Raw genomic sequence first — 22312 nt, forward strand, 5'->3', positions numbered from 1 at the left:
CCGCTCGGCGGCTGGGGCTTTATCTGGCAGGGTGCCTGGAGCTAGCTGCCCTGTGCGTGCAGATGAAAGGTGAGAACGGGCGGGAAAGCACTGCTGGCCACGTTTTCGGCAATGCTGCTATGAAACAGACGGCTCAGGCCCGAACGTGCGTGCGTAGGCAGTACAATCAGGTCGGCCTGCACTTTCTGGGCAAATTGCTCGATGCCGGTGGTTGTGCTGCTCGCATCAAAAATATGGGTGGTGGCGTTAGGTAGACTGTGCTGCTGGAGAAACATCTGCATGTGCACTAGCACCTGCTGGTCGTGGCTGGAGCCGATGTGCAGCAGGTGCACGACCGCTTCCGGAAAGAGGGCCAGAATCTGTTGCAGTTCCGAGGCGGCATTGGCCGTTTCGGCAGTGAAATCAGAAGGAAATACGATGTTGCGTACGTCGAACTGTGCCTGCTGGTGCTTCACGGCCAATACCGGGCAGGGCGCCAGCCGTACCATGCGCTGGGTGGTGGAGCTATTGAAGAACTGCTCCATTGTATCGTGCTCCTGCGTGCCCATCACCACCAGCTCAATGTTGCGCTCCGCTACCACGCGCAGAATGGCATCGTCGAGGTCGGCGGTGCCAGCCGCGTCGTGCACGGCTACACCGGGCGCGCGTTGGGCGGCTTCGGCCAGTAGTGCGTGCATGCGTTGCTTGGTTACTTCCAGTAGCTTGATGGCGAAAATGCCATCGGGCACACCCTCACTGTTGGGCAACTCCGCCCCGTTCACGGGGCCGCCGTAGGAGCTGAAATTGGCCGAATTGTCGCCTAAAGATTCCAGTACGTGTAGCAGCGTGACATTGCCGCCCGTGCGCTGTGCCAGCTGCAGCGCCACTTCAAACGCATGGTGCGCCTGGGCAGAGAAATCAGTCGGAACCAGAATGTTCTTCATGCTAATAAGAATATGGTGGAAGACAAATCGGCCTGTTGGGCCACTGCCTTGCGTACGTAAGTTGCCGGTTCAGCGTCTATCAGACAATTAGTTATGTGTGGTTTCTTCCTAACGCACAATGCGCCGCCCGGCAAAGCCGAACGGCGCGTTGTGCTAGATGGAGGAAGCGGGAGGACTAGCTGCGGCTCCGGCCACCTACGTCACGGCGGTCATCGTTGCGCCGGTCATCGTCGCGGCGGCCGTTACCACGCTGGTCGTCGTCGCGGCGGTTTCCTTGCTGGCTCATTTGCCGCTGGCGCTCCTGGCGCTTGGCCTCAAACTGGGCGTACTGTTTCTTCGACAGCACATCCTTGAGCTTCTTGTCGGAATTGTCGTGGATGCGCTTGAACTCGCTCATCGACTGGCTACGGTCGGCGGAGCCAGAGCGGCTGCGCAGGGCTTGCATCTGCTGCTGTTGCTCCTGGAATATCTTCTCGACTTTGGCTTTCTGCTTGGCGTTCAGGCCGAGTTCTTTGGCCAGTTCGTCGCTGCGCTGGCCTTTGCCGAAATCCTTGCGTTGCTCGCGGCCGTCACGTTTGCCAAGGTCGGCGGCGAAGGAAGTGCCGACGAAGGAAGCGCTGAGGCTGAGGAGAAGGGCGAAGCTGAAGAGTTGCTTTTTCATGGTAGTAGGGAAAATTAGAGTTGTTTTCTTGTGAGGTACTGGACGCTGCGTTCTGTCTCCCTTCATTCAAACCAAGTGCCCTAATCCGGGCTGCGGGGGCCAGATTCTGCCGGCGGTGCCAAACCATCGACAGACCACCACATTCTCCCGACGCCTTCAGTAGAACGACTTTTGCCGGTTAGGCCAGTGGCATTACTACTTGGCTGAGCCAAGGCAAATGCTGCGTCGGTTCTGGCCTAGCAGCGGCTGAACCCTTCCGGCGAATACCTTTGTCGCATCACCACCCGTTCGTCTGCAGTGCTGCGCCGCATCTTCCACACGTTTGCTACCCGCCTTTCCGTGGCGCTGCTCAGCTTTGCGGTGGTGTGGCTTACGGCCCGCTCCTTGGGCGCAGCCGGCCGGGGAGCAGTCAGCCTGTTCGTGACGGACTGTGCCGCGCTGCTGCTGTTCATTGGGCTGCTGGGCGGCTCGTCGCTGATATTTCTGGTGCCGCGCCGCAATGTGTGGCACCTGCTGGTGCCGGCCTATGGCTGGGCGCTGGTGGTATGCACGGCCGGCACGGTGCTGGCCGGGTTGCTGCGGCCGGTGCCGGTCAGCTACCTCGGGCATCTGTGGGCGCTGGCGCTGCTGCAGGCGTTCCTGTCCATCAATATCTCGCTGCTGCTGGGGCGCAAGCAGGAAGCAGCCTACAATGCGCTGAACATGGCGCAGGTTGCACTGCTGGCCGGTTTTCTGCTGCTTGCTTTTATGGGGCTGGGCTGGCGCGAAGTGCCCGTGTACTACTACGCCGCCTATGTGGCATACGGCGCGCCGCTGCTGGCCAGCTTCGGGCTGCTGCGCCGCCTGCCCGACCGGTGGGAAGGCGGCCAGGGCCTGCGTGCAACGGCCGCAGAGCTAAGCCACCACAGCCGCGGGGCTCACCTCTCCAACATTCTGGCCTTTGCCAATTACCGCCTCAGCTACTATTTCGTGGCGCATTTCGTGGATACCCGGGCTGTGGGTGTGCTCAGTGTAGGAGTAGCGTTGGCCGAAGCCATCTGGCTTATTCCGCGCAGTGCCGCCCTCATTCAGTATGTAGACCTGGTGCATGCCGACGACAAGCACGCCCAACTGGCACCCACGCTACGGGTGGCCCGGCTGGCAGCCTTAGCCACAGCCGCCGCCATAGCCGTACTGGCGCTGTTGCCAACGGCGCTGCTGGCGGCGGTATTCGGGCCGGAGTTTGGGGCGGCCCGGCCCGTTATTGGGTGGCTGGCGCCGGGCGTAGTAGCCGTAGCTCTGAACGTAACGTGCAGCAGCTATTTCGCCGGATTGGGGCAGTACCGCATCAACAACTGGGCTACTACCATGGGCCTGCTCGTGACGGTGCCCGCCTGCTGGCTCCTGATTCCAAAGCTAGGTATTGTGGGGGCCGCCATGGCATCGTCGCTGTCGTACGTGGCTGCCACCACATACCTGCTGCTGCAGTTTGGGCGGGCTACTGGCACCGGCTGGTCCGACTGGCTACCGAACCGCACCGACGTCGCGTATGCTCGGGAGCTGGTGAAGAACCGCTAACCTAATTCCTACTGCTGGGGCCGGACGGTTACCTCAAACCACGTGGTTGGGTCGCCGAGTGGGTCGAAGGTGTGCGTAGGCAGCGGGTGAGGTGAGTAGAGGGCACAGAGCGTGTTTTCTACCTGCACCAGCTGGCCGGTGGCCGTGGCGGGCAGTCCGTTCAGAATGCCGGCCAGTACCTCCCAGCGAGGCTGGCCCGGCTGGCGGCTGGCATCATGCCATACTACTACCGTAGTGGGGCCCACTAGATGCTCAAACACCCGGCGCGTATCAGTCCGGACGGCTTCGTAGCGGTGGTCGCCATCAATAAAGATGACATCGAACGGCTGCCCGAGGCCGGCCAGATCGAAAGTAGCGGAGTTGCCGTGCAGGTGATGTACGTGGGGGAGAGGGCGCGAGAAGAAGCCGTGCAGCTCGATGTACCGCTCACTCAGCCCCAGTGCCCGCATCTCTTCGCCCGGCAGGTTGAGCGTGTACACTTCAGCCGCCACCTCGGCCACGTTGGCCGCGCTTTCCCCACGCCACGTTCCGATTTCGAAATAGCGGCAATCTGGCACGCGGCGGGCCAGAGCGCGCAGCAGCAGCAAATCCGTAGGCAGGGAGCCGCCTTCCCGAAAAGCGAAAGGCCGCACCGTGTGGTCGTCGGGAGTCAGGAAGTGCGTGAGCGGCACGGCGGGCAGGCCGTGCGACGTGAGGCCGCGCGCCGTGTGGGCCAAAGCGCGCTGCTGCCAGGCAGTTTCGTCGGCGGCCAGCACATGGTTGAGCAGCCAGGGGTTACGAACAAGGCTGCTAAGGCCGCGCAGGGTTTTGGCAAGACGGGACACAGGCATACGGCTGAAGAGCCGCAAAGCTAATAACTCCCGCTGCTCCTTGCCTATAAAGTACCACGTCGGGCACGCAATAAGAGCACAAGGTGGCTACGAACTGATGGTAAGAAACTTATGCGTACTTGAGAGGGAAAATCAGGTAAATTGCCTGGCATACGGCCTGCTGCTTACTCGAAATAATAGCTCCACAGCAGCCTTTTTGTGCCGTCGCCTGTCTCCCCTTCACAACCACCGAGAAGAACACTTTCGCGCATGCCGGTTTCTTCCGACCTCGACGCCCTGCTGGCCCGTTGTCTTCGCCGCGAACCGGCGGCCCAACGGACCTTGTACTCCCGCTATGCCGGGCGTATGCTGGGTATTGCGCGGCGGTACGCCTACACGCTGCCCGAGGCAGAGGACATTCTGCAGGATGCCTTCGTGAAAGTGTTTACCCGGTTGGGCGAGTTTCGTTCGGAAGGCTCGCTCGAAGGCTGGATCCGGCGTATTGTGGTTACTACGGCCATCAACCACTGGCAGAGCGGCAAGCTGCGTCGCCAGCGCCAAGTGGAGTTGCCGGATAGCTTCGATGTATCTCCTGCGGTTTCTGCTTCGGCCCTCGACCAGCTGAACGTGCTGGAAGTGCTGAGCCTGATAGAACAACTGCCCGAAGGCTGCAAGGTGGTTTTGCTGCTTTACGCCGTCGATGGCTACTCGCATAGTGAAATAAGTGAAATGCTTGGAATACAGGAAAGTACATCCAAGGCACAGCTCAGCAAAGCCCGAAAACAACTGCTACTGCTCTACCAGCAGCAGAATAACTTCATCCGATTATGACCCAGAACCCCGAAGATGAGCTGTTGGATGAGTCGCTGCGTGAAACGTTCAGTGACTTTACCCTATCTCCTTCCAGCCGGCTTTGGGCGGGGGTAGAAGAGCAATTGGCGGACATTCCTAAAGCACCTCGCGCACTACCCTACAAGGTATTGCTGCCGCTGGTAGGGCTGGTAGGGGTGGGGGTAGGATGGCTACTGCCGCATCCGGAAAGCACAAAGCCGACACCCAAAACGGAGCAACCAGCCGTGAGCCGGACCGAAGCGCCAGCTGCGGCACTCCAGCCAGCACCAACTACAGTTTCTCCCGATATTCTTTCTGCCGTTGCTCCAAACAAGCTGGAGGCAGGCCGCGAGCAGGCGGCAACAACTGCTGAAAAGCGGATGGCTGCACGTCGTCCTCAGCTCACCGGTGTGGAAACCAAAAGGATAACGGCTGCCCAGACGCCGGAAACAGATACGCTGGTACTGGCTGCATCTGCCGCTTTGCCACTGGCTGCGCTGCCACCAGCTGCAGATACATTGACAGCTACTGCGCTGCCAGCGCCGGCTGCTGTATCTGCTGACTCGCAGCTGTCGGCTGCCCCTGTACAGCTATCCGCTTCTGAGGTGCGGGAAAACGAGCGTACCGGCACAGCAGGAACCGGCGCTGCCACCCGAGCCGCTGCGGCAGGTGTACTAAAGCCGGGTGAGGCGCCACGTGAATGGCGCACAGAATATCGGGTGCCCACGCACCGCATGGCAGAAAAAGGGCGGGGCTTCCGGCGGCGCATTACGCACCTCACGCAACAGGTGCGGCACGTATTCAGCCCGCGTCGGAGCAAAGCGGCAGCGCAGCCCGACTTTTAAGCCCTGTGGCCGCGGCCGCGCCACTGTTGGTCGATCTGTGTTCTGTTTGAAACAAAATTTTGCCCTACAGCAGCCTTTTAAACGGCAGCGCTGTCTGGGAAAATACTGTCCCATCACCGGACTTGCTGAAGCACAGCAAGTCCGGTTTGTCTGGTAGCCCGAGGAAGCTGAAGAATCTTCAGTTGATTTTACTCTTTATGCCCGTAGCTATGACGCCCGGTACCCGCTCCGAAGCCCCTTCGCAGCACCTTGCCCCAACTGAACCTGCCCATGACAAGTGGACTTGGGTAGTATTCGCCGTGTTGTTTGCTTTGCTGGTTGTCAGCCGGTTTGCTGCCCTAGAGGCTGCTTCAGGTATGGCCGCCGGTAAATCGGTGCTGGTAGCGCATCCTGCTCCTGCCCGCCCAGCCAACGCCTGGCCTCATCATACTACTTATTATACTTCCTCTGCTGCGCCGGTAGTGGTGCAGCAGTAAAAGAGGCCAGCCGGCCTGTCAGGCAGCTCGCAACACTTAGCCGAGCCGAGGAATTTAGCTTATAGGCACCTTCCGCAGAATGGCGTCAATCAGGTCTTGGGTGCGGATGCCGTCGGCTTCGGCTTCGTAAGTGAGCAGGATGCGGTGATTAAGCACGTCGCCGGCCACATCTTTGATGTCCTCTGGCAGCACATAGTCCCGCTCGTCGAAATACGCCACGGCTTTGGCGGCCCGGTGCAGCGCAATACTGGCCCGCGGGCTCACCCCAAACTGCACGTATTGCTGAAACTCGGGCAGGTCGTAGTCGGCGGGGCGGCGCGTGGCAAATACCAGCTCGATAATGTATTTCTCCAGCGTCTCAGAAATCTGGACCTGGTTGATCTGGTTGCGGATACCAAAGATGTCTTCTTTGGTCAGGATGGGGCTTACCTCGCCAACATAGCTCATGTTGGCCATGCGGCGCATCACTTCCAGCTCGTCGGTTTTCTTGAGGTAGTCCACAAACACCTTCATCATAAACCGGTCTACCTGCGCTTCGGGCAGCGGATAGGTGCCTTCCTGTTCCACCGGATTCTGCGTGGCCAGTACCAGAAACGGCAGGTCCAGCGGGTAAGTGGTTTCGCCGATAGTTACCTGCTTTTCCTGCATGGCCTCCAGCAGGGCGCTCTGCACTTTGGCCGGGGAGCGGTTTACCTCATCGGCCAGCACCAGATTGGCGAAGATAGGCCCCTTTTTCACCTCGAACACCGACTGATTCTGGTTGTAAATCATGGTGCCCACCAAGTCGGAGGGAAGCAGGTCGGGTGTGAACTGCACGCGCTGAAAGTGCAGGTGCAGTACTTTGGAGAGGGTGCTGATGGTAAGGGTTTTGGCTAGGCCCGGCACGCCTTCCAGCAGAATGTGCCCACCGGTGAACAAGCCAATCAGCAGCCGGCCCACCATGTACTGCTGGCCCACAACCACCTTGCCTACTTCCGCAAACACCTGTTTTATTTTCTGCTGATAATCGGGAACGGGCAGGTCAGGCGAGGAAAGCGGCAGCATACGCGGAAGAAGGTAGGAAGGTTAAAGGTAAAAAAAGCGGGGAGTATCTGGGCAAATTGTATCCCGGCCGACTGGCAAATAGCTTGATTGTGGCTATATAACACAATCAATATAATTGAAAGATTTTATTTAGCACTATTCTGATTTTATCTGGTTCTGTATGGACGAAGAGTTTAATTTATTTATAGGTATATGCTTGTTATTGAGCGGGGAAATACTCAAATAGATGAACAAAATTCAGATTTTCTTCTCTTTCCGCGGCTGTTCTGCACCCGAGTGCAGTGGCCGTGGGCTACGCTTTTTTTCCAACCACTTACCCCCTTTATATGCACACACCTTTACAGTTTAACGGGCACACCACCACCCGGTGGCCCGGAACACCAACTCCGCAGCCGTGGGCTACACGGCTTCTGCTCCTGCTGGGCCTATGGCTGGCTGCTGCTACCGGCGCCTGGGCGCAGGTAGCCGGATATGGATTTGCTGCCTCATCAGGCACGTATACAACTATTGAAGGCACAACCGGAGCTACCAATGTGGCAGGTGTGCAGGTTGATACTGGCATTTCTGGGGCATTGCCCATTGGGTTCAGCTTCGTATTCGATGGCGTTACCTACACCGAGGTACGTGCGTCTTCCAATGGCTTTCTATCGTTTAATGCGTCAGCTGGAAGCCAAACCACAAACAACCTGAACACGGTAGCCACCAGTAGCCGCCCTCTGGTAGCACCGCTGTGGGACGACTTGGATGGGCGAGCTACCGTGGGTGGCGTAACAAATAGTAGCAGGGCTATTTACAGCACGACGGGCACGGCGCCTAACCGCGTTTTTACCTTTGAATGGAAGAACTGGGAGTGGAACTGGAGTTCCACCAATCCGGTCATATCGTTTCAGGCAAAGCTTTACGAAGGCACCAACGTGGTGCAGTTTGTTTACCAGCCCGAATCGGGCGCAGTGTCATCTGGCTCGGCTTCGGCTGGGTTGTCAGGCATCAGCTCAGGTCAGTTCTTGTCCCTGAACAACCTTAGTGCCGCCGCCACGGTCAGCTCCACTACCGAAACGACTACAATCAACGCCAAGCCGGTAGCCGGACAAATATACACCTTCACGCCGCCCAGCTGCGCTGCCCCATCCGGCATAGCCACCAACAGCGTGACCAGCACGTCGGCGAACGTGACGTTTACGGCCTCGGCCTCGGCCACGAGCTATACGGTGACCTACACGCCCGCCGGCGGCACGGCCACCACAGTTACGCCCGCTCCGACGGCTTCGCCAGTGGCCCTGACGGGTCTGACGCCAAGCACGGCCTATTCGGTGAGCATTGTCAGCAACTGCGCCGGTGGCCAGACTTCCTCTGCTGTTACTACTTCCTTCACTACGCTGAGCCCGCCGCCAGCCAACGACGATTGCGCCGGGGCTATCAGCCTGACTTCAGATGAAACCTGCGTGCCTGTTACGGGCAGCACGCTTGGTGCGACGCAGTCCTTGCCTGGTATTGCCTGTGATGGATTTACGGGCAATGCCGATGATGACGTCTGGTATAGCTTCGTGGCTACCAACACGCAGCATACGGTGCGCGTTCAGGGAAACACTAGCTTCGACGCTGTAGTGGATGTGCGTTCCGGCACATGCGCCAGCAGTGCCAATATTGGCTGTGCCGACGCTACTACCGGTGGCGGGCTGGAAACGGCAGTGCTGCCCGGCCTCACCATTGGGGCTACTTACTATGTGCGGGTATACTCTTACACCGGTACTGCCCCCTCTACGGCTGCCAATGGCGGCTTTACCATCTGTATAACCAACCCGGCGAACGTTCCCTGCGCCCAGGTCACGAATGCAGCTGTAACGGCGGCATCCACTACCGGGCAACTGACCTTTACGGCGGCTACCGGTGCTACCAACTACACCCTCACACTGACCCCAACGGCAGGCGGCCCAACGTCCACCGCTACCCTGAGCGGCAGCCCGGTAAACCTGACCGGCCTGACGCCCAGCACCGCGTATACGGTCACGATTACTACGAACTGCTCCAATGGCGGAGTTTCTACGCCAGTCACCGTCAATTTCACGACGTTGGCTCCGCCTCCGGCCCCTGCCAACGATGAATGCGCGGGTGCTATTTCCTTGTCTTCCTCCACGACGTGCACCCCTACTGCGGGTTCCACGCTCGGAGCTACGGCCTCCACGGCCGCCGGCACGTGCGTAGGCAATGCCGATGATGACGTGTGGTACTCGTTCGTGGCTACCAACACCAGCCATACCATCCGGGTGGTAGGCGCCACCGGTTTTGATGCCGTGGTGAACCTGCGCTCCGGGGCCTGCCCCGGCGTGAACGTGGGCTCGTGCCAGGATGGCAGCGGCGACGGCGGTACGGAAACCATCACGGCTACTAGCCTGACGGTAGGTGCTACCTACTACGTGCGTGTGTTTGATTACTACGCGGGCTCCGGCTCGGGTGATTTTACCATCTGCATCACCAACCCATCGTCCTGCACACCTCCGACGGCCGCCGGCACGAACAGCGTAACGCAGACCTCGGCGAACGTAACGTTCACGGCCTCGGCCTCGGCCACGAGCTACACCGTGACCTACACGCCCGCTGGCGGCACGGCCACTACGGTTACACCGGCTCCCACGGCTTCGCCTGTTGCCCTGACGGGCCTGACGCCCGGCACAGCGTATTCGGTGAGCATTGTCAGCAACTGCGCCGGTGGCCTGACCTCGTCGGCCGTTACCACCTCCTTCACCACGCTGAGCCCGCCGCCAGCCAACGACGACTGCGCTAACGCCACGGCCATTGCCTGCGGCCAGACCCTGACCGGCACGACGGTAGGAGCCACCAACACGGGCGAGCCAACCACTGCCTGCGGCGGAACCAATACGCCTTCAGCTTCGCCGAGCGTATTCTACAGCTTCACCGGCACCGGCGACATCGTGACGGTGACGACCTGCGGCGCAGGCACGACCATCGATACCGAGCTGTTTGTGTATTCGGGGAGCTGCGGCGCGCTGACCTGCGTGGATGGCAACGACGACTTCTCAGGCTGCTCGGCCAACAGCACGGCCTCGCAGGTGACGTTCACCAGCGTAGCCGGCACGCAGTACTACTTCATGGTGCAGCGCTTTAGCTCCACCAGTGCCACGGGCGCCTTCAGCCTGAGCCTGACCTGCACGCCGCCGCCAACCTGTGCCGCCCCGACTGGCGTAGCCGCCGGCTCCATCACGCAAACGGGCGCCAGCATCAGCTTCACGCCTTCGGCCACTGCTACTTCTTATACCGCCACGGCTACGCCTACAACCGGCAGCCCGGTGACGGTAACCGGCACGGCCTCGCCGCTTGTGCTGACGGGCCTGAGCAGCGGTACTGCGTACTCGGTTACTGTGACCAGCACGTGCGCTGGTGGTCTGACGGCCACTTCTACACCAGCCGTTACCTTCACCACGCTGTTCCCGCAGCCTTCTAACGACGACTGCGCTACTGCTACGGCTCTCACGTCTTCAACGACCTGCGTTACTACTACGGGCACAACCATCGGGGCCACGGCCTCGACGGCGGCCGGTGCATGTGCTGGTACTGCCGACGATGACGTGTGGTACTCGTTCGTAGCGACCAATACGAGCCATACCATCCGGGTGGTAGGCGCCACCGGTTTTGATGCCGTCGTGAATCTGCGCTCCGGGGCCTGCCCCGGCACCACTGTTGGCTCCTGCCAAGACAACACGGGCAGCGGTGGCACGGAAACTATTACCGCTACCGGTCTGACAGTTGGCGACACCTACCTCGTGCGGGTGTACAGCTACTCATCCACGGCTCCTACCACGGCGGCCAGCGGTGGCTTTACCATCTGCATCACGAACCCCGCGTCCTGCGCGGCGCCTACAGCAGCATCCACGAACAGCGTGACGCAGACTTCGGCCAACGTGACGTTCACGGCTTCGGCCTCGGCCACGGACTACACCGTGACCTACACGCCGGCCGGTGGCACGGCTACCACCGTTAGTCCCAACCCCACGGCTTCGCCGGTGGCCCTGACGGGCCTGACGCCGGGCACAGCCTATTCGGTGAGCATTGTCAGCAACTGCGCCGGTGGCCAGACTTCCTCTGCTGTTACTACTTCCTTCACCACCCTAAGCCCGCCGCCGGCCAACGACGACTGCGCTAACGCCATTGCCCTGACTCCGGGCGCGGCAGGAGCAGCCTGTTCTGCCATTAGCGGAACCACAACGGGGGCTACAGCCTCCACGGCCGCCGGTACTTGCGTAGGCACGGCCGATGATGACGTGTGGTACTCGTTCGTGGCTACCAACACCAGCCATACCATCCGGGTGGTAGGCGCCACCGGTTTTGATGCCGTCGTGAATCTGCGCTCTGGGGCCTGCCCCGGCACCACTGTTGGCTCCTGCCAAGACAACACGGGCAGCGGTGGCACGGAAACTATTACCGCTACCGGTCTGACAGTTGGCGACACCTACCTCGTGCGGGTGTTTGAATACTTCGCAGGTTCCGGTTCCGGCAGCTTCACGATTTGCGTAACCACGCCTGCGGCTCCGGTTTGTAATGCCCCGACGGCAGCAGCTACGAACAGCGTAACGCAGACCTCGGCCAACGTGACGTTTACGGCTTCGGCTTCGGCCACGAGTTATACCGTTACCTACACGCCCGCTGGCGGCACGGCCACCACGGTCAGCCCTAACCCCACAGCTTCGCCTGTTGCCCTGACGGGCCTGACGCCCAATACGGCGTATTCGGTGAGCATTGTCAGCAACTGCGCTGGTGGCCTGACTTCGTCGGCCGTTACCACCTCCTTCACGACGCTGGCGGCCGCTCCGCAGGATCTGACGGTGAGCAATCCGCAGAACGTGCAGGGTACCTACAACAACGTGACCATCACGGGCACGGGCGTTGCAACCCTCACCGGTCCGCTGACGGTAAATGGGGTTCTGACAGTGCAGACCGGCGGTGTGCTGGTACAAAACTGCCAGGTCATCAACGGTACCGGCAGCTTCGTGCTGCAGGCTGGTGCTGAACTGCGCATCTGCGACGTAGCCGGTATTGCTGCGACTGGTGCTACCGGCGCCGTGCAGGTAACCGGCACGCGCACCTTCAGCAACGATGCCAACTACGTGTACAACGGCACGGCTCCACAGGCTGCCGGCCCCGGCCTGCCAGCCCGCGTACGTAACCTGACGGTGAACAACGCCACTGGTCTGCGCCTGACTCAAGCGCTGAATGTGGCCGAAGTAGTACGTCTGACCAGCGGCAACCTCACGCTGAACAGCAATGCTCTGACGCTGCTTTCCAGCGCCGCCGGCACAGCCCTCGTGGATAACACAGGCGGCTTGGTGATTGGCCAGGCTACCGTGCAGCGCTACATCGACCCAAGCCTGAACAGCGGCCTGGGCTACCGCCACTACTCGTCGCCAGTGTTCAGCACTACCATTGCTGATCTGACAACGGCTGGCTTCTCGCCGGTCGTGAACAACGACTACAACATCAGCGCTACGCCGCTGGCGGTGTCGCCGTTCCCAACGGTATTCAGCTACGAGCAAGCTCGTGTGGCTACCAACAATGGCGCCGGCCTCACGCCCTTCGACAAAGGCTGGACTTCGCCGACCTCCACGGGTGAGCCGATGGCAGTAGGCCGTGGCTACACGGTGAATATTGCGGCTTCGGCACTGGTTGATTTCGTCGGTAGCCTCAACAGCGGCACCATCAGCACGCTGCCCCTGGCCCGTGGCACGCAGCCCGATGCCGGCTGGCATCTGGTAGGCAACCCGTATCCGTCGCCCCTCGACTGGAGCACGGTGAGCATTCCGGCTGGTCTGAACGGTGCTATTTATGTGCACCAGAGCCCCAGCCAGTACGGCACCAACTACCGCAGCTACCAGAACGGTGTAGGCGGCAACCCGCTGATTGCTTCGGCGCAGGGCTTCTTCGTCCGGACCAGCACAGCAGGCGCTACTCCCACGCTGACGCTGACCAATGCCAACCGCGTAACGTCATTTGCCCAGCAGGTAAGCTTCAACCGGGGCCCCGAGACACGGCCGCTGCTCCAGCTGGCTGTGCGCAACACGGCCGGTACTTCCCTCGACGACACATATGTGTACTTCGAGCAGGGAGCCACGGCTGGTATTGATGACCGGTACGATGCCTACAAGCTGCGTAACTCATCTTCGAACCTTTCTACGGTAGTAGGCAGCGAGGAAATGAGCATTAACGGCCTTGCTCCACTCACGGGAGCCGAAGTAGTGGTTCCGCTCAGGCTGAGTGTGCCACAGGCAGGTACCTACACCTTCCAGGCAGCTCAGTTGCTGAACTTTGGCACCGGTGCCGAGGTGTTCCTGCGCGATGCTCAATCGGGTACGCTGCAGAGCCTGAGCCAGCAGCCGAACTATACGTTCACGCTGGGTTCCGCCTCCTCCGCTACCCGCTTCTCACTGGTATTCCGCGGCACTACTGCCCTGGGCACCGGTACTGGTTTGCTGGCAGCCCAGGTGGCAGTGTTCCCGAACCCTGCTCATCACAGCTTCCAGCTGACGATGCCAGCAGTGGTAGGCGGCAAGTCGGTGAAAGCAACGCTGCTCAACAGCCTTGGTCAGGTCATCACCGAGCGGACTCTGCCGGTTACCTCCACCGGGGTGCAGGCACAGTTTGATGTGCAGCATCTGGCTCAGGGGGTGTACATCCTGCGTATGGAAACGGCCAGCGGCCCGGTTACCAAGCGCGTCACGGTAGAGTAAGTGCTGCAATTTTTAGAAAGGGCCGGCTCCAATGCCGGAGCCGGCCTTTTTCTTTTCCTCATCTGACCTTCCTTATATGAAGTCTTCTCTCCTGCGTTACTTTCTTCCTGTAGCTCTGGTGCTGCTCACAGCGGGCCTGGCTACTGCCCAGGGCCCTGGTTCCGGCGGCCCCGAGCCTGATCCTCAACAGCCCACGGCTGTTCCTATTGACGGTGGCGCTTCGCTGCTGCTGGCTGCCGGGGTGGGGCTGGGCCTAAAGAAGCTCCGCGACAAACGCCGCCGCTAAGTCCAGTACTTCCCGAATACCGTAGTAAAACGGCCTCGCCTTTTTGTTGGTGGGGCCGTTTGCTGTTTTGAGCCGGCTGGCTAAAGTGAGCCGGAAAACACTATTTTCGTTTTATGCCTGTTGCTGCTCCTTCAATGCCTACCCGTTCGCTCCGGCGCTTTCTGCTGCTGGCAGTCGGGTTATATCTGGTCTGGTTCTTCGGGTACGAGCAATGGCTTCGGCAGGATAACCGACTTGATACCTTCCTGTCCGTCAACATTGCCCAGGTCTCAACAGCCGCGCTGCAGCTGTTTGGCTTTCCGGCTGCCCTCGCCGCCGACAATCCGCAACTGTTGCTGATTGAGCAGAAAATGGCCGTTTTCGTCGGAAACCCCTGCAATGGTCTTGTGCTGTATGTATTGTTTGCGGGTTTCGTGCTGGCTTATCCCGGACCGGTAAGGCGCAAGCTGTGGTTTATTCCAGCTGGTATTCTGGCTATCTACCTGCTGAACGTGGTGCGTGTTGCCGCGCTGGCGCTCAACCACTACTACGCCCGCCAATCCGTCGATTTCAATCATCACTACACATTCACGTTTGTGGTGTACGGCTGCATTTTCCTGCTCTGGATGCTTTGGGCGCGCCGATTAGCAGTTTCCGAAGAACCAGAAGCCGTCATTAGCTAAGCTGAAAACTATGGCTAATTGGATGCCTTTTGTCAAAGCCAATAGAGGCTTCAGCCGGCTTGTGCCTCGCGTTGTGGCTGCTCTGGTCTTGGTGGCTGTGCTTTTCTGGGCCGGCGTCTACGACGAATCCGTGTTTGCGCTGCTCACCAACGCTTGGCGCAACCTGCTGGCAGCCTTAGGTGCTACGGACCAGCTAACCGCTATACAGCAAAATGTAAGCGGCGAAGTCACAAAGCGTAGTCTGCCAGTCGTGGCAACGTACGCCGTGGTCTACACTGGGGTGTGCCTGTTGTTGTTGCGGCTGCTAGTGCCGGCCGGCCGTATGCGGCTCGTGTTCCTGCTCTATGTTGCTGTATTAGGATGCTGTGCGGTGCTGCTGGTAGCAGGCAAGCTGGCCGGCGACGTGCCCTGGCTCTACCAGCTTAGCCGTCACCTCATCGATTTTATCGTATCGCCGCTGCCCGTGCTGGTACTGGTGATACTGTTGCGCTGGTACGTCCCGGCCACCACTCCTCCAGAGCAGGAGGCCTAGTTCTCCACGAAAAAGCCTCCTTTCCGCGAAGGAAAGGAGGCTTTGCGATTGTACCAGAGACGGGACTCGAACCCGTACGTCCGTGAAGACAAGGGATTTTAAGTCCCTCGTGGCTACCATTACACCACTCTGGCGGGAAGGCTACGCTGGTAATAGCCGGAAAGCAAGTTGAGCAAATAACTCTGAATTCCTGCTTCGGCAGCAACTTTTTGCCGCACGGTACTCATCATAAAACAAAAAAAGGATGTTTCCGAAGAAACATCCTTTTGGAGCGGGAGACGAGGTTCGAACTCGCGACCTCGACCTTGGCAAGGTCGCGCTCTACCAACTGAGCTACTCTCGCTTTTGATCTTGGCGCCGTAGTGGCGTTTTGATGTGACAAAGGTACAACGTCTTTTCTTTCTGTCAAGCCCCAAGTGGTAAAAAAGCTCATTTTTGTCCTTTGAAAGGGCGTTTTTCGCTCATTATCAGGGAGAAAAATTTTGTCGTAGTTGCGGGTTCAGGCCTTTCTGAGCCAAATCAAACCGGCACATAGACCCCTGGTAGGTACCTGTGGCCCGGCTGTGCTGACTAGTCTGGAACAGTACAGCCGGGCCACAGGTACCTATTTGCCCCCCGCCACCAGCTTCAGCTCGTTGAGTTTGAGCAGCGCTTCTATGGGGGTGAGGGTATTCACATCCAGCTTGCTCAGCAGCTCCCGGACTCGCTCCAGGGCCGGGTCAGCGGGCTCAAACATGCTGAGCTGCAGACTGGGCCGAGGGGCATTGTGTACGGCCGCCGCAGGCTGGGCCCTGGGGCCGCGCCGCACCGACTCGGTGTCTGGAGCTGGGGCCGCGCCATTCATGGCCACTACCTTGCCACCATCCGCCTCAGAATCCAGGTCTGCCAGCACTTCGTCGAATTCAGTGGGAGCATCAGGATCTACACCCGCAGAAGTGCGCTCCTGCTCCAGATGGTGCATAATTTCGTTGGCGCGCAGCACTACAGACGTAGGCATGCCGGCCATACGGGCCACATGAATGCCGAACGAGTGCTCGGAGCCGCCTTCGCGCAGCTTGCGCAGGAACAGGATGCGGCCATCGGCCTCCTTCACGGCCACGTTGTAGTTGCGCACTCGGGGGCAGTCGTCGGCTAATTGGTTGAGCTCGTGGTAGTGGGTGGCAAAGAGGGTTTTGGCCCGCGCCTTAGGCGAATTATGCAGGTGCTCCACAATGGCCCAGGCAATGCTGATACCATCATACGTGCTGGTGCCCCGCCCAATTTCATCCATCAGCACCAAGCTCCGGTCTGAGAGGTTGTTGAGGATGCTGGCGGTTTCGGTCATCTCCACCATGAAAGTGCTTTCGCCCTTGCTCAGGTTATCGGAAGCGCCCACCCGGGTGAAAATCTTGTCGATGACGCCGATGTGGGCCGCATCGGCGGGCACGAAGGAGCCAATCTGGGCCAGCAGCACAATGAGGGCCGTCTGGCGTAGCAGCGCCGATTTGCCGGCCATGTTCGGCCCCGTAATCACCACAATCTGCTGGTCGTCCTGGTCGAGGCAGATATCGTTGGGAATGTACTGCTCGCCGGGCGGCAACTGGCGCTCAATGACCGGGTGGCGGCCGGCCCGGATATCGAGCAGCGTAGAATCGTCAACGGTGGGCTTTACGTAGCGGTGCTGACGGGCCGTAGCCGCAAACGAAGCCAGACAGTCGGCAACGCCAATGGCGCGGGCGTTCTGCTGAATCTGGGCTACATATTCGGCGGCAAACAGCACCAGCTCGTTGTAGATGTTCTGCTCGATGACGAACAGTCGCTCCTCGGCGTGCAGAATCTTCTCCTCATACACTTTCAGCTCTTCCGTGATGTAGCGTTCCGCATTCACCAGGGTCTGCTTCCGAATCCAGGAAGCCGGCACTTTGTCTTTGTGCGAGTTCGTGACTTCCAGATAATAGCCAAATACCTTGTTGTAGGCCACTTTCAGCGACGAAATACCGGTTTCCTGGATGGCACGTTGCTGCAGCTGAAACAGGTAGTCCTTGCCCGAAAAGGCCATGGCCCGCAGCTCGTCCAATTCTTTATCCACGCCATCGTTCAGCACGCCGCCCTGGTTGGTCAGGACGGGCGCATCCGCCTTGATTTTTGCCTGGATTTCGTCGCGCAGAGTAGCACAGGGATTCAGCTGATCGGCCAGCTTCTGCAGGGCCCGAATGCCCGAGCCGGCCAACTCCGTGCGGATAGGACCAATGGCTTCCAGGGCGCGGGCCAGCTGTGTCAGCTCGCGCGGATTGATGCGGCGCACGGCCACCTTGGAAATCAGCCGCTCCAGGTCGTTGATCTGGCGCAGGTGCTGCAGCAGATTTTCCAGCAGCTCCGGCGTCTGGAGCAGGGCCTCCACCGTATCGAGGCGGCGCTGAATCTGGGCGGGTTCCTTGAGAGGCAACACCACCCACTTGCGCAGCAGGCGCGCGCCCATCGGCGTTACGGTCTGGTCGAGGATGTCGATGAGCGGCACACCGCCGGGGTGCTGGGCCTGCACCAGTTCCAGGTTGCGCACCGTGAACCGGTCGAGCCAAACGTACTTGTCCTCCTCCAGCCGCCCGATGCTGCCGATGTGGCCCACGTCGGTGTGCTTGGTTTCGGCGAGGTAGTGCAGGATGCAGCCGGCCGCCGTGATGCCTTCGCGCAGTCCGTCAATACCGAAGCCCTTGAGGGACGTGGTATTGAAGTGGCGCGTGAGCGTGTCGTGGCAGTAATCGAAGCCGAATACCCATTCTTCCAGCGCAAAATGGCAGTAGTCGGGTCCGAAGTGGCTTTCAAACTCCTGGCGGCTTCTCTTGCAGAACAGCACCTCGGCCGGCTGGAAGTTCTGCAGCAGCTTGCCCAGGTATTCGATAGTGCCCTGAGCCACCAGAAACTCGCCGGTGCTAATATCGAGAAACGAAATGCCGGCTTCCTGTTTCCCGAAATGCACGGCGCAGAGGTAGTTGTTGGAGCGGCGGTCCAGCACGTTGTCGTGCAGGCTCACGCCGGGCGTTACTAGTTCCGTAATGCCGCGCTTCACGAGGCCCTTAGCCAGCTTGGGGTCTTCGAGCTGGTCGCAGATGGCCACGCGCTGCCCGGCCCGCACCAGCTTGGGCAGGTAGTTGTCGAGGGCATGGTGCGGGAAGCCGGCCAGGGGCGTTTCGGAGGCCGTGCCCGCGCCGCGCTTCGTGAGGGTGATGTCCAGAATGCGCGAGGCCGTCACGGCATCCTCCCCGAAGGTTTCGTAGAAGTCGCCGACGCGAAACAGAAGCACTGCGCCGGGGTGAGCCTGCTTCAGTTCGTAATACTGGCGCATCAGCGGCGTATCGACCACGGGGGCGGGACCGAGCGTGCCGTGCGTGCGGATGGGCTTTTTGTTGGGGTCGGCGACTTTGGGCATGGAAATGTGTCGTAAGCTTTAGCTTGCGCCCATCAGAACATTCGTTTACTAAAAATAGCTCGGCCTACGGTGCCTTTTTCAGGGCTGCCGTGGTGCCGGCTGAAGCTCCCGCTGCATGCGCAAACTTTCGATGGAAGAACTGAACCGGCTGACGGTGGCAGACTTCAAAAATACGCGAAAATTCCCCCTCACCCTAGTCCTCGACAACGTGCGCAGCCTGCACAACGTGGGCGCCGCTTTCCGCACCGCCGACGCGTTTGCCATCGAAAAGATCTGGCTTTGCGGCATTACGGGCCGCCCACCGCAGCGCGAAATCACCAAAACGGCGCTGGGCTCCACCGAGTCGGTGGCGTGGGAATACGCCCCTACCACGCTGCAGGCGCTGCACCAGCTGCGCGCCGCCGGCTATGTGCTGGTAGCGGTGGAGCAAACAACCGGCAGCCAGCTGCTGCCCGCTTTTCAGCCCGATCCGGCCCGGCGCTATGCTCTGGTGATGGGCAATGAGGTGTTTGGCGTGGAGGACGAGGTGCTGGCCCTCTGCGACGCGGCCGTGGAAATACCGCAGTTCGGTACCAAGCACAGCCTGAACGTGAGCGTGGCGGCCGGCGTGGTGCTGTGGGATTTCATGTCTAAAATAGGATGGTCGAACATGCAATAAGTCAGATGCTTACCTTGGTTTGGAGGGGCTGCGTGACTTCCGCAAATCAAGCAGAAGAATCGCCCGCCCGGGCTATCTGAAATTCCCGATTTCCTACGTAGATTTGAGACGAGGCACCTGCTGGCAGGTGTCGTCTGAACCTAACGGCTTTTCCAATTTCCCATTTTTACTTTCCTAACCGGATGAAATCAACTTTTACAATGCCAGGCAGCCGCGCGCTGCTGCTGGCGGCCATGCTGGCGGTGCCTGGCCTGGCTGCTGCCCAGCAGGCGCCTGTAACCCAGGCGCTGTCGGCGCTGACCAGCAAGGCAGTACGCCAGGGGCTGAGCGAGCAGGATATGGCCAGCCCGGCCATCACCAGCCAGTATACTGATGCCAGCACTGGCCTTACGCACGTATATCTGCGCCAGCGTCACCAGGGCATTGAAATTCATGGAGCAGTAGCCAACGTACACGTGGCCAGCAATGGCCGCGTGGTAGTGTTGCACCACAATTTTGTGTCTGGTGTAGCGGCTAAAGTGCGTTCTACCACGCCTTCACTCACGCCCGCACAAGCCGTAGCAGCGGCGGCCCGGGCTCTGAACATGCCGACGCCCCGCTCTCTGAGCGTGGAGCAGGAAGGCCGTCCGGCCGAAGGCATGGTGTTCAACGATGGTGGCATTTCGCTGGACAAAATTCCGGTGAAGCTGATGTACCAGATGAAAGCCAACGGCGAGCTGGCCCTGGCCTGGGACGTGACGCTGGCCCCGCTGGATGCCATGCACCACTGGAATGTGCGCGTAGATGCGCAGAGCGGCTTGCTGCTCGACAAGTTCGACTACACGGTGTCAGAGCCCGTATCGTTTGCTGAAATGACCCAGCAGGCACTGGCCTCGCGCGGTTGGCAGCAGGTGCTGGCTACGCCCGCCACGGCCAACCGTGTGAACGTGCCCAACTCCTACAACGTGCTGCCGCTCTCAATTGAGAGCCCCAGCCACGGTGCGCGTCAGTTGGTGGTAGACCCCGCCGATGTGGCGGTTTCGCCCTTCGGCTGGCACGACGTGAACGGCATCGCCGGCGCTGACTCTACCAACACGAAAGGCAACAACGTATATGCCTACCTGGACCGTAACGGGGTAAACGCATTCCGCAAAGGCGCCAGCCCCGACGGTGGCCCTACGCAGATCTTCGACTTCGCTTTCGCCGCTTCGGCACAGCCGGAAATCAACAAGGACGCTGCCGTAACCAACCTGTTCTACTGGAACAACGTGATGCATGATGTGATGGCCAGCAAGGGCTTCACGGAAGCAGCCGGCAACTTCCAGGTGAAGAACTACACTACTACCAACGGTACTGCCACACCCGGCGGCAACGACCCGGTGCGGGCAGAAGCGCAGGATGGGGCTTCCCTGGCAACGCCTAACCTGAACAACGCCAACATGTCTACGCCCGCCGACGGCTCGCCGCCGCGCATGCAGATGTATGAGTGGTCGGGTGTTACTTCCGTGAACGTGACGGCTCCGGCTTCCGTGGCTGGCCCGCTGTCGGCGCAGGAAAGCGCGCAAGGCCGTTCCTTGGCGGTAGTTGGCCCTATCACGGGTACGCTGGTTCCGGTGAATGATGGCTCGGCTCAGCCGATGCGGGGTTGCAACGTTCCTTTCGTAAACGCGGCGGCTGTCAATGGAAACATTGCCTTCATCCGTCGTGGCAAGTGCAACTTCTCCGCGAAAATCAAGAATGCCCAGGATGCCGGCGCCCGCCTCGTGGTGGTGATGGACAGCATCGTGGGCTCGACGGCCCTTGTGACGATGGCTGGCACGGCTCCCGACTCCATCGGCATCCGGATTCCTTCGCTGTTTATCAATTACGTGGATGGCACGCGCCTGCTGGCGGCCATCACGGCTGGCCAGACGGTAACGCTCACGGCCGGCACTACGGCCCGCCGCGACGGTGACTTCGACAACGGCATTATCTCGCACGAGTATGGCCACGGCATCTCTACCCGCCTCACCGGCGGCCGCCTGAACTCCGGCTGCCTGCCCAACACCTCGGGTTACGAAACCATGGGTGAAGGCTGGAGCGACTTCTTTGGCTTGTGGATGACGACCAAGCCCGGCGACGTAGGTACTACGCCCCGCGGTATCGGAACGTATGCTGTTTCGGAGCCGGTTGCCGGCGCGGGTATCCGCACGCAGCCGTACACCACCAACATGCAGATCAGCGACCTGACCTACGACAACCTGGGCACTCCGGGCTACACCGAAACGCACTCCGTAGGTGAAATCTGGTGCACGGCGCTGTGGGACATGAACTGGGCCATGATTGCGCGCCACGGCTACAACGCCAACTTTAAGGCCCTGACCGGCGGCAACAACATGACGCTGCGCCTGGTGCTGGAAGGCATGAAGCTGCAGCCCTGCACGCCCGGCATGCTGGACGGCCGCAACGCCATCCTGAAGGCAGACTCTATGCTCTACGGCGGCTCGAACTCGGACATCATCTGGCGCGCCTTCGCTCGCCGGGGCATGGGCTTCGATGCTATCCAAGGCCTGGCAACCAGCGTAACCGACAACTTCGCCGGTTTCGCGCTGCCTACCACGCTCAGCACCAGCAAGCAGCTCAACGAGCAAATGCTGGAAGTATATCCTAACCCCGCTCGTGACCAGGTATTGGTTCGCACGCAGGTGAGCAGCAAATCGGCCGTATCGGTAGAGTTGCTGACCATGATGGGACAGGTAGTACGCACGATGTCGGTTCCGGCTTCTACCATGCAGCAGGCTGGCGTGAAGCTGAACACGGCCGAGCTGGCCAACGGTGTGTATGTAGTGCGCCTGACGACTTCGGAAGGCACTATCACCAAGAAAGTAGCGGTGCAGCACTAAGCCAGCCGGCTTTCTGTTGCTACC

15 protein-coding genes and 2 tRNA genes are annotated in these 22312 nt (G+C 60.1%); 10 read left to right on the plus strand and 7 right to left on the minus strand.

Going from position 1 to position 22312, the window contains the following annotated elements:
• Positions 1-41: 41 nt before the first annotated feature.
• Together IC231_RS04175 and IC231_RS04180 are read right to left on the minus strand one after the other, a co-directional pair.
• Complete coding sequence (locus IC231_RS04175; protein WP_190783332.1) at positions 42-923, minus strand: universal stress protein; 882 nt, start codon at positions 921-923, stop codon at positions 42-44.
• A 175-nt stretch (positions 924-1098) separates the two neighbouring features.
• Positions 1099-1584 (minus strand): hypothetical protein, encoded by a 486-nt coding sequence (locus tag IC231_RS04180; protein WP_190783333.1) that lies wholly within the window; start codon positions 1582-1584, stop codon positions 1099-1101.
• 297 nt (positions 1585-1881) lie between these two features.
• Here IC231_RS04180 and IC231_RS04185 point away from each other — a divergent pair, with 297 nt between their 5' ends.
• The gene (locus IC231_RS04185) at positions 1882-3141 is read left to right on the plus strand and encodes a lipopolysaccharide biosynthesis protein (RefSeq protein ID WP_190783334.1); all 1260 of its coding nucleotides are present in this window, start codon (positions 1882-1884) and stop codon (positions 3139-3141) included.
• Positions 3142-3149: 8 nt separating this feature from the next.
• Here the strand turns inward: IC231_RS04185 and IC231_RS04190 are convergent, their stop codons facing one another.
• Positions 3150-3965, minus strand: a complete 816-nt coding sequence (locus IC231_RS04190) for a class I SAM-dependent methyltransferase (protein ID WP_190783335.1) — start codon at positions 3963-3965, stop codon at positions 3150-3152.
• A 255-nt stretch (positions 3966-4220) separates the two neighbouring features.
• Between IC231_RS04190 and IC231_RS04195 the strand changes: the two genes are divergently transcribed.
• From IC231_RS04195 to IC231_RS04205, 3 genes are all read left to right on the plus strand, one after another.
• On the plus strand, positions 4221-4781 hold the full coding sequence (locus tag IC231_RS04195) for an RNA polymerase sigma factor (protein ID WP_190783336.1): 561 nt from the start codon (positions 4221-4223) through the stop codon (positions 4779-4781).
• A complete protein-coding gene (locus IC231_RS04200; RefSeq protein ID WP_190783337.1) occupies positions 4778-5626 on the plus strand; it encodes a hypothetical protein in 849 nt (282 codons plus the stop codon). Before IC231_RS04195 ends, IC231_RS04200 begins: the two co-directional genes overlap by 4 nt.
• A gap of 197 nt (positions 5627-5823) precedes the next feature.
• Positions 5824-6102: a hypothetical protein gene (locus IC231_RS04205; protein WP_190783338.1), complete on the plus strand. Its 279-nt coding sequence runs from the start codon at positions 5824-5826 to the stop codon at positions 6100-6102.
• 54 nt (positions 6103-6156) lie between these two features.
• On the opposite strand, the gene IC231_RS04210 is transcribed toward IC231_RS04205, so the two are convergent.
• A complete protein-coding gene (locus IC231_RS04210) occupies positions 6157-7146 on the minus strand; it encodes an AAA family ATPase (protein ID WP_185888629.1) in 990 nt (329 codons plus the stop codon).
• A 326-nt stretch (positions 7147-7472) separates the two neighbouring features.
• Here IC231_RS04210 and IC231_RS04215 point away from each other — a divergent pair, with 326 nt between their 5' ends.
• The 4 genes from IC231_RS04215 (at position 7473) to IC231_RS04230 (ending at position 15363) form a co-directional block, all read left to right on the plus strand.
• Positions 7473-13883: a fibronectin type III domain-containing protein gene (locus tag IC231_RS04215; protein WP_190783339.1), complete on the plus strand. Its 6411-nt coding sequence runs from the start codon at positions 7473-7475 to the stop codon at positions 13881-13883.
• A gap of 76 nt (positions 13884-13959) precedes the next feature.
• Entirely contained in the window at positions 13960-14169 is a 210-nt protein-coding gene (locus IC231_RS04220; protein ID WP_190783340.1) for a PID-CTERM protein-sorting domain-containing protein, read from the plus strand.
• Positions 14170-14303: 134 nt separating this feature from the next.
• The gene (gene xrtX / locus IC231_RS04225) at positions 14304-14831 is read left to right on the plus strand and encodes an exosortase X (RefSeq protein ID WP_211538847.1); all 528 of its coding nucleotides are present in this window, start codon (positions 14304-14306) and stop codon (positions 14829-14831) included.
• A 73-nt stretch (positions 14832-14904) separates the two neighbouring features.
• The gene (locus IC231_RS04230) at positions 14905-15363 is read left to right on the plus strand and encodes an XrtX-associated membrane protein (protein ID WP_190783342.1); all 459 of its coding nucleotides are present in this window, start codon (positions 14905-14907) and stop codon (positions 15361-15363) included.
• Between the two features lie 51 nt (positions 15364-15414).
• Here IC231_RS04230 and IC231_RS04235 read toward each other — a convergent pair.
• From IC231_RS04235 to mutS, 3 genes are all read right to left on the minus strand, one after another.
• Positions 15415-15497: transfer RNA gene (locus tag IC231_RS04235), tRNA-Leu, on the minus strand.
• 133 nt (positions 15498-15630) lie between these two features.
• Positions 15631-15706 (minus strand) — tRNA-Gly (locus IC231_RS04240).
• A 261-nt stretch (positions 15707-15967) separates the two neighbouring features.
• On the minus strand, positions 15968-18685 hold the full coding sequence (gene mutS, locus IC231_RS04245) for a DNA mismatch repair protein MutS (RefSeq protein ID WP_223831364.1): 2718 nt from the start codon (positions 18683-18685) through the stop codon (positions 15968-15970).
• 199 nt (positions 18686-18884) lie between these two features.
• Between mutS and IC231_RS04250 the strand changes: the two genes are divergently transcribed.
• Together IC231_RS04250 and IC231_RS04255 are read left to right on the plus strand one after the other, a co-directional pair.
• Positions 18885-19427 (plus strand): RNA methyltransferase, encoded by a 543-nt coding sequence (locus IC231_RS04250; RefSeq protein WP_190783344.1) that lies wholly within the window; start codon positions 18885-18887, stop codon positions 19425-19427.
• A gap of 182 nt (positions 19428-19609) precedes the next feature.
• On the plus strand, positions 19610-22288 hold the full coding sequence (locus IC231_RS04255; protein WP_190783345.1) for a T9SS-dependent M36 family metallopeptidase: 2679 nt from the start codon (positions 19610-19612) through the stop codon (positions 22286-22288).
• The last annotated feature ends 24 nt before the right edge of the window (positions 22289-22312 follow it).

It is taken from the genome of Hymenobacter duratus, assembly GCF_014698995.1.
GTDB lineage: Bacteria > Bacteroidota > Bacteroidia > Cytophagales > Hymenobacteraceae > Hymenobacter > Hymenobacter duratus.

Bases quoted from the DNA above. Each gene is read 5' to 3' on its own strand.
- IC231_RS04200 (WP_190783337.1), top strand. From the start codon at position 4,778: ATGACCCAGAACCCCGAAGATGAGCTGTTGGATGAGTCGCTGCGTGAA.
- IC231_RS04250 (WP_190783344.1), top strand. From the start codon at position 18,885: ATGCGCAAACTTTCGATGGAAGAACTGAACCGGCTGACGGTGGCAGAC.
- IC231_RS04255 (WP_190783345.1), top strand. From the start codon at position 19,610: ATGAAATCAACTTTTACAATGCCAGGCAGCCGCGCGCTGCTGCTGGCG.
- IC231_RS04210 (WP_185888629.1), bottom strand. From the start codon at position 7,146: ATGCTGCCGCTTTCCTCGCCTGACCTGCCCGTTCCCGATTATCAGCAG.
- IC231_RS04195 (WP_190783336.1), top strand. From the start codon at position 4,221: ATGCCGGTTTCTTCCGACCTCGACGCCCTGCTGGCCCGTTGTCTTCGC.
- IC231_RS04220 (WP_190783340.1), top strand. From the start codon at position 13,960: ATGAAGTCTTCTCTCCTGCGTTACTTTCTTCCTGTAGCTCTGGTGCTG.
- mutS (WP_223831364.1), bottom strand. From the start codon at position 18,685: ATGCGCCAGTATTACGAACTGAAGCAGGCTCACCCCGGCGCAGTGCTT.
- IC231_RS04215 (WP_190783339.1), top strand. From the start codon at position 7,473: ATGCACACACCTTTACAGTTTAACGGGCACACCACCACCCGGTGGCCC.
- IC231_RS04205 (WP_190783338.1), top strand. From the start codon at position 5,824: ATGCCCGTAGCTATGACGCCCGGTACCCGCTCCGAAGCCCCTTCGCAG.
- xrtX (WP_211538847.1), top strand. From the start codon at position 14,304: ATGCCTACCCGTTCGCTCCGGCGCTTTCTGCTGCTGGCAGTCGGGTTA.
- IC231_RS04180 (WP_190783333.1), bottom strand. From the start codon at position 1,584: ATGAAAAAGCAACTCTTCAGCTTCGCCCTTCTCCTCAGCCTCAGCGCT.
- IC231_RS04175 (WP_190783332.1), bottom strand. From the start codon at position 923: ATGAAGAACATTCTGGTTCCGACTGATTTCTCTGCCCAGGCGCACCAT.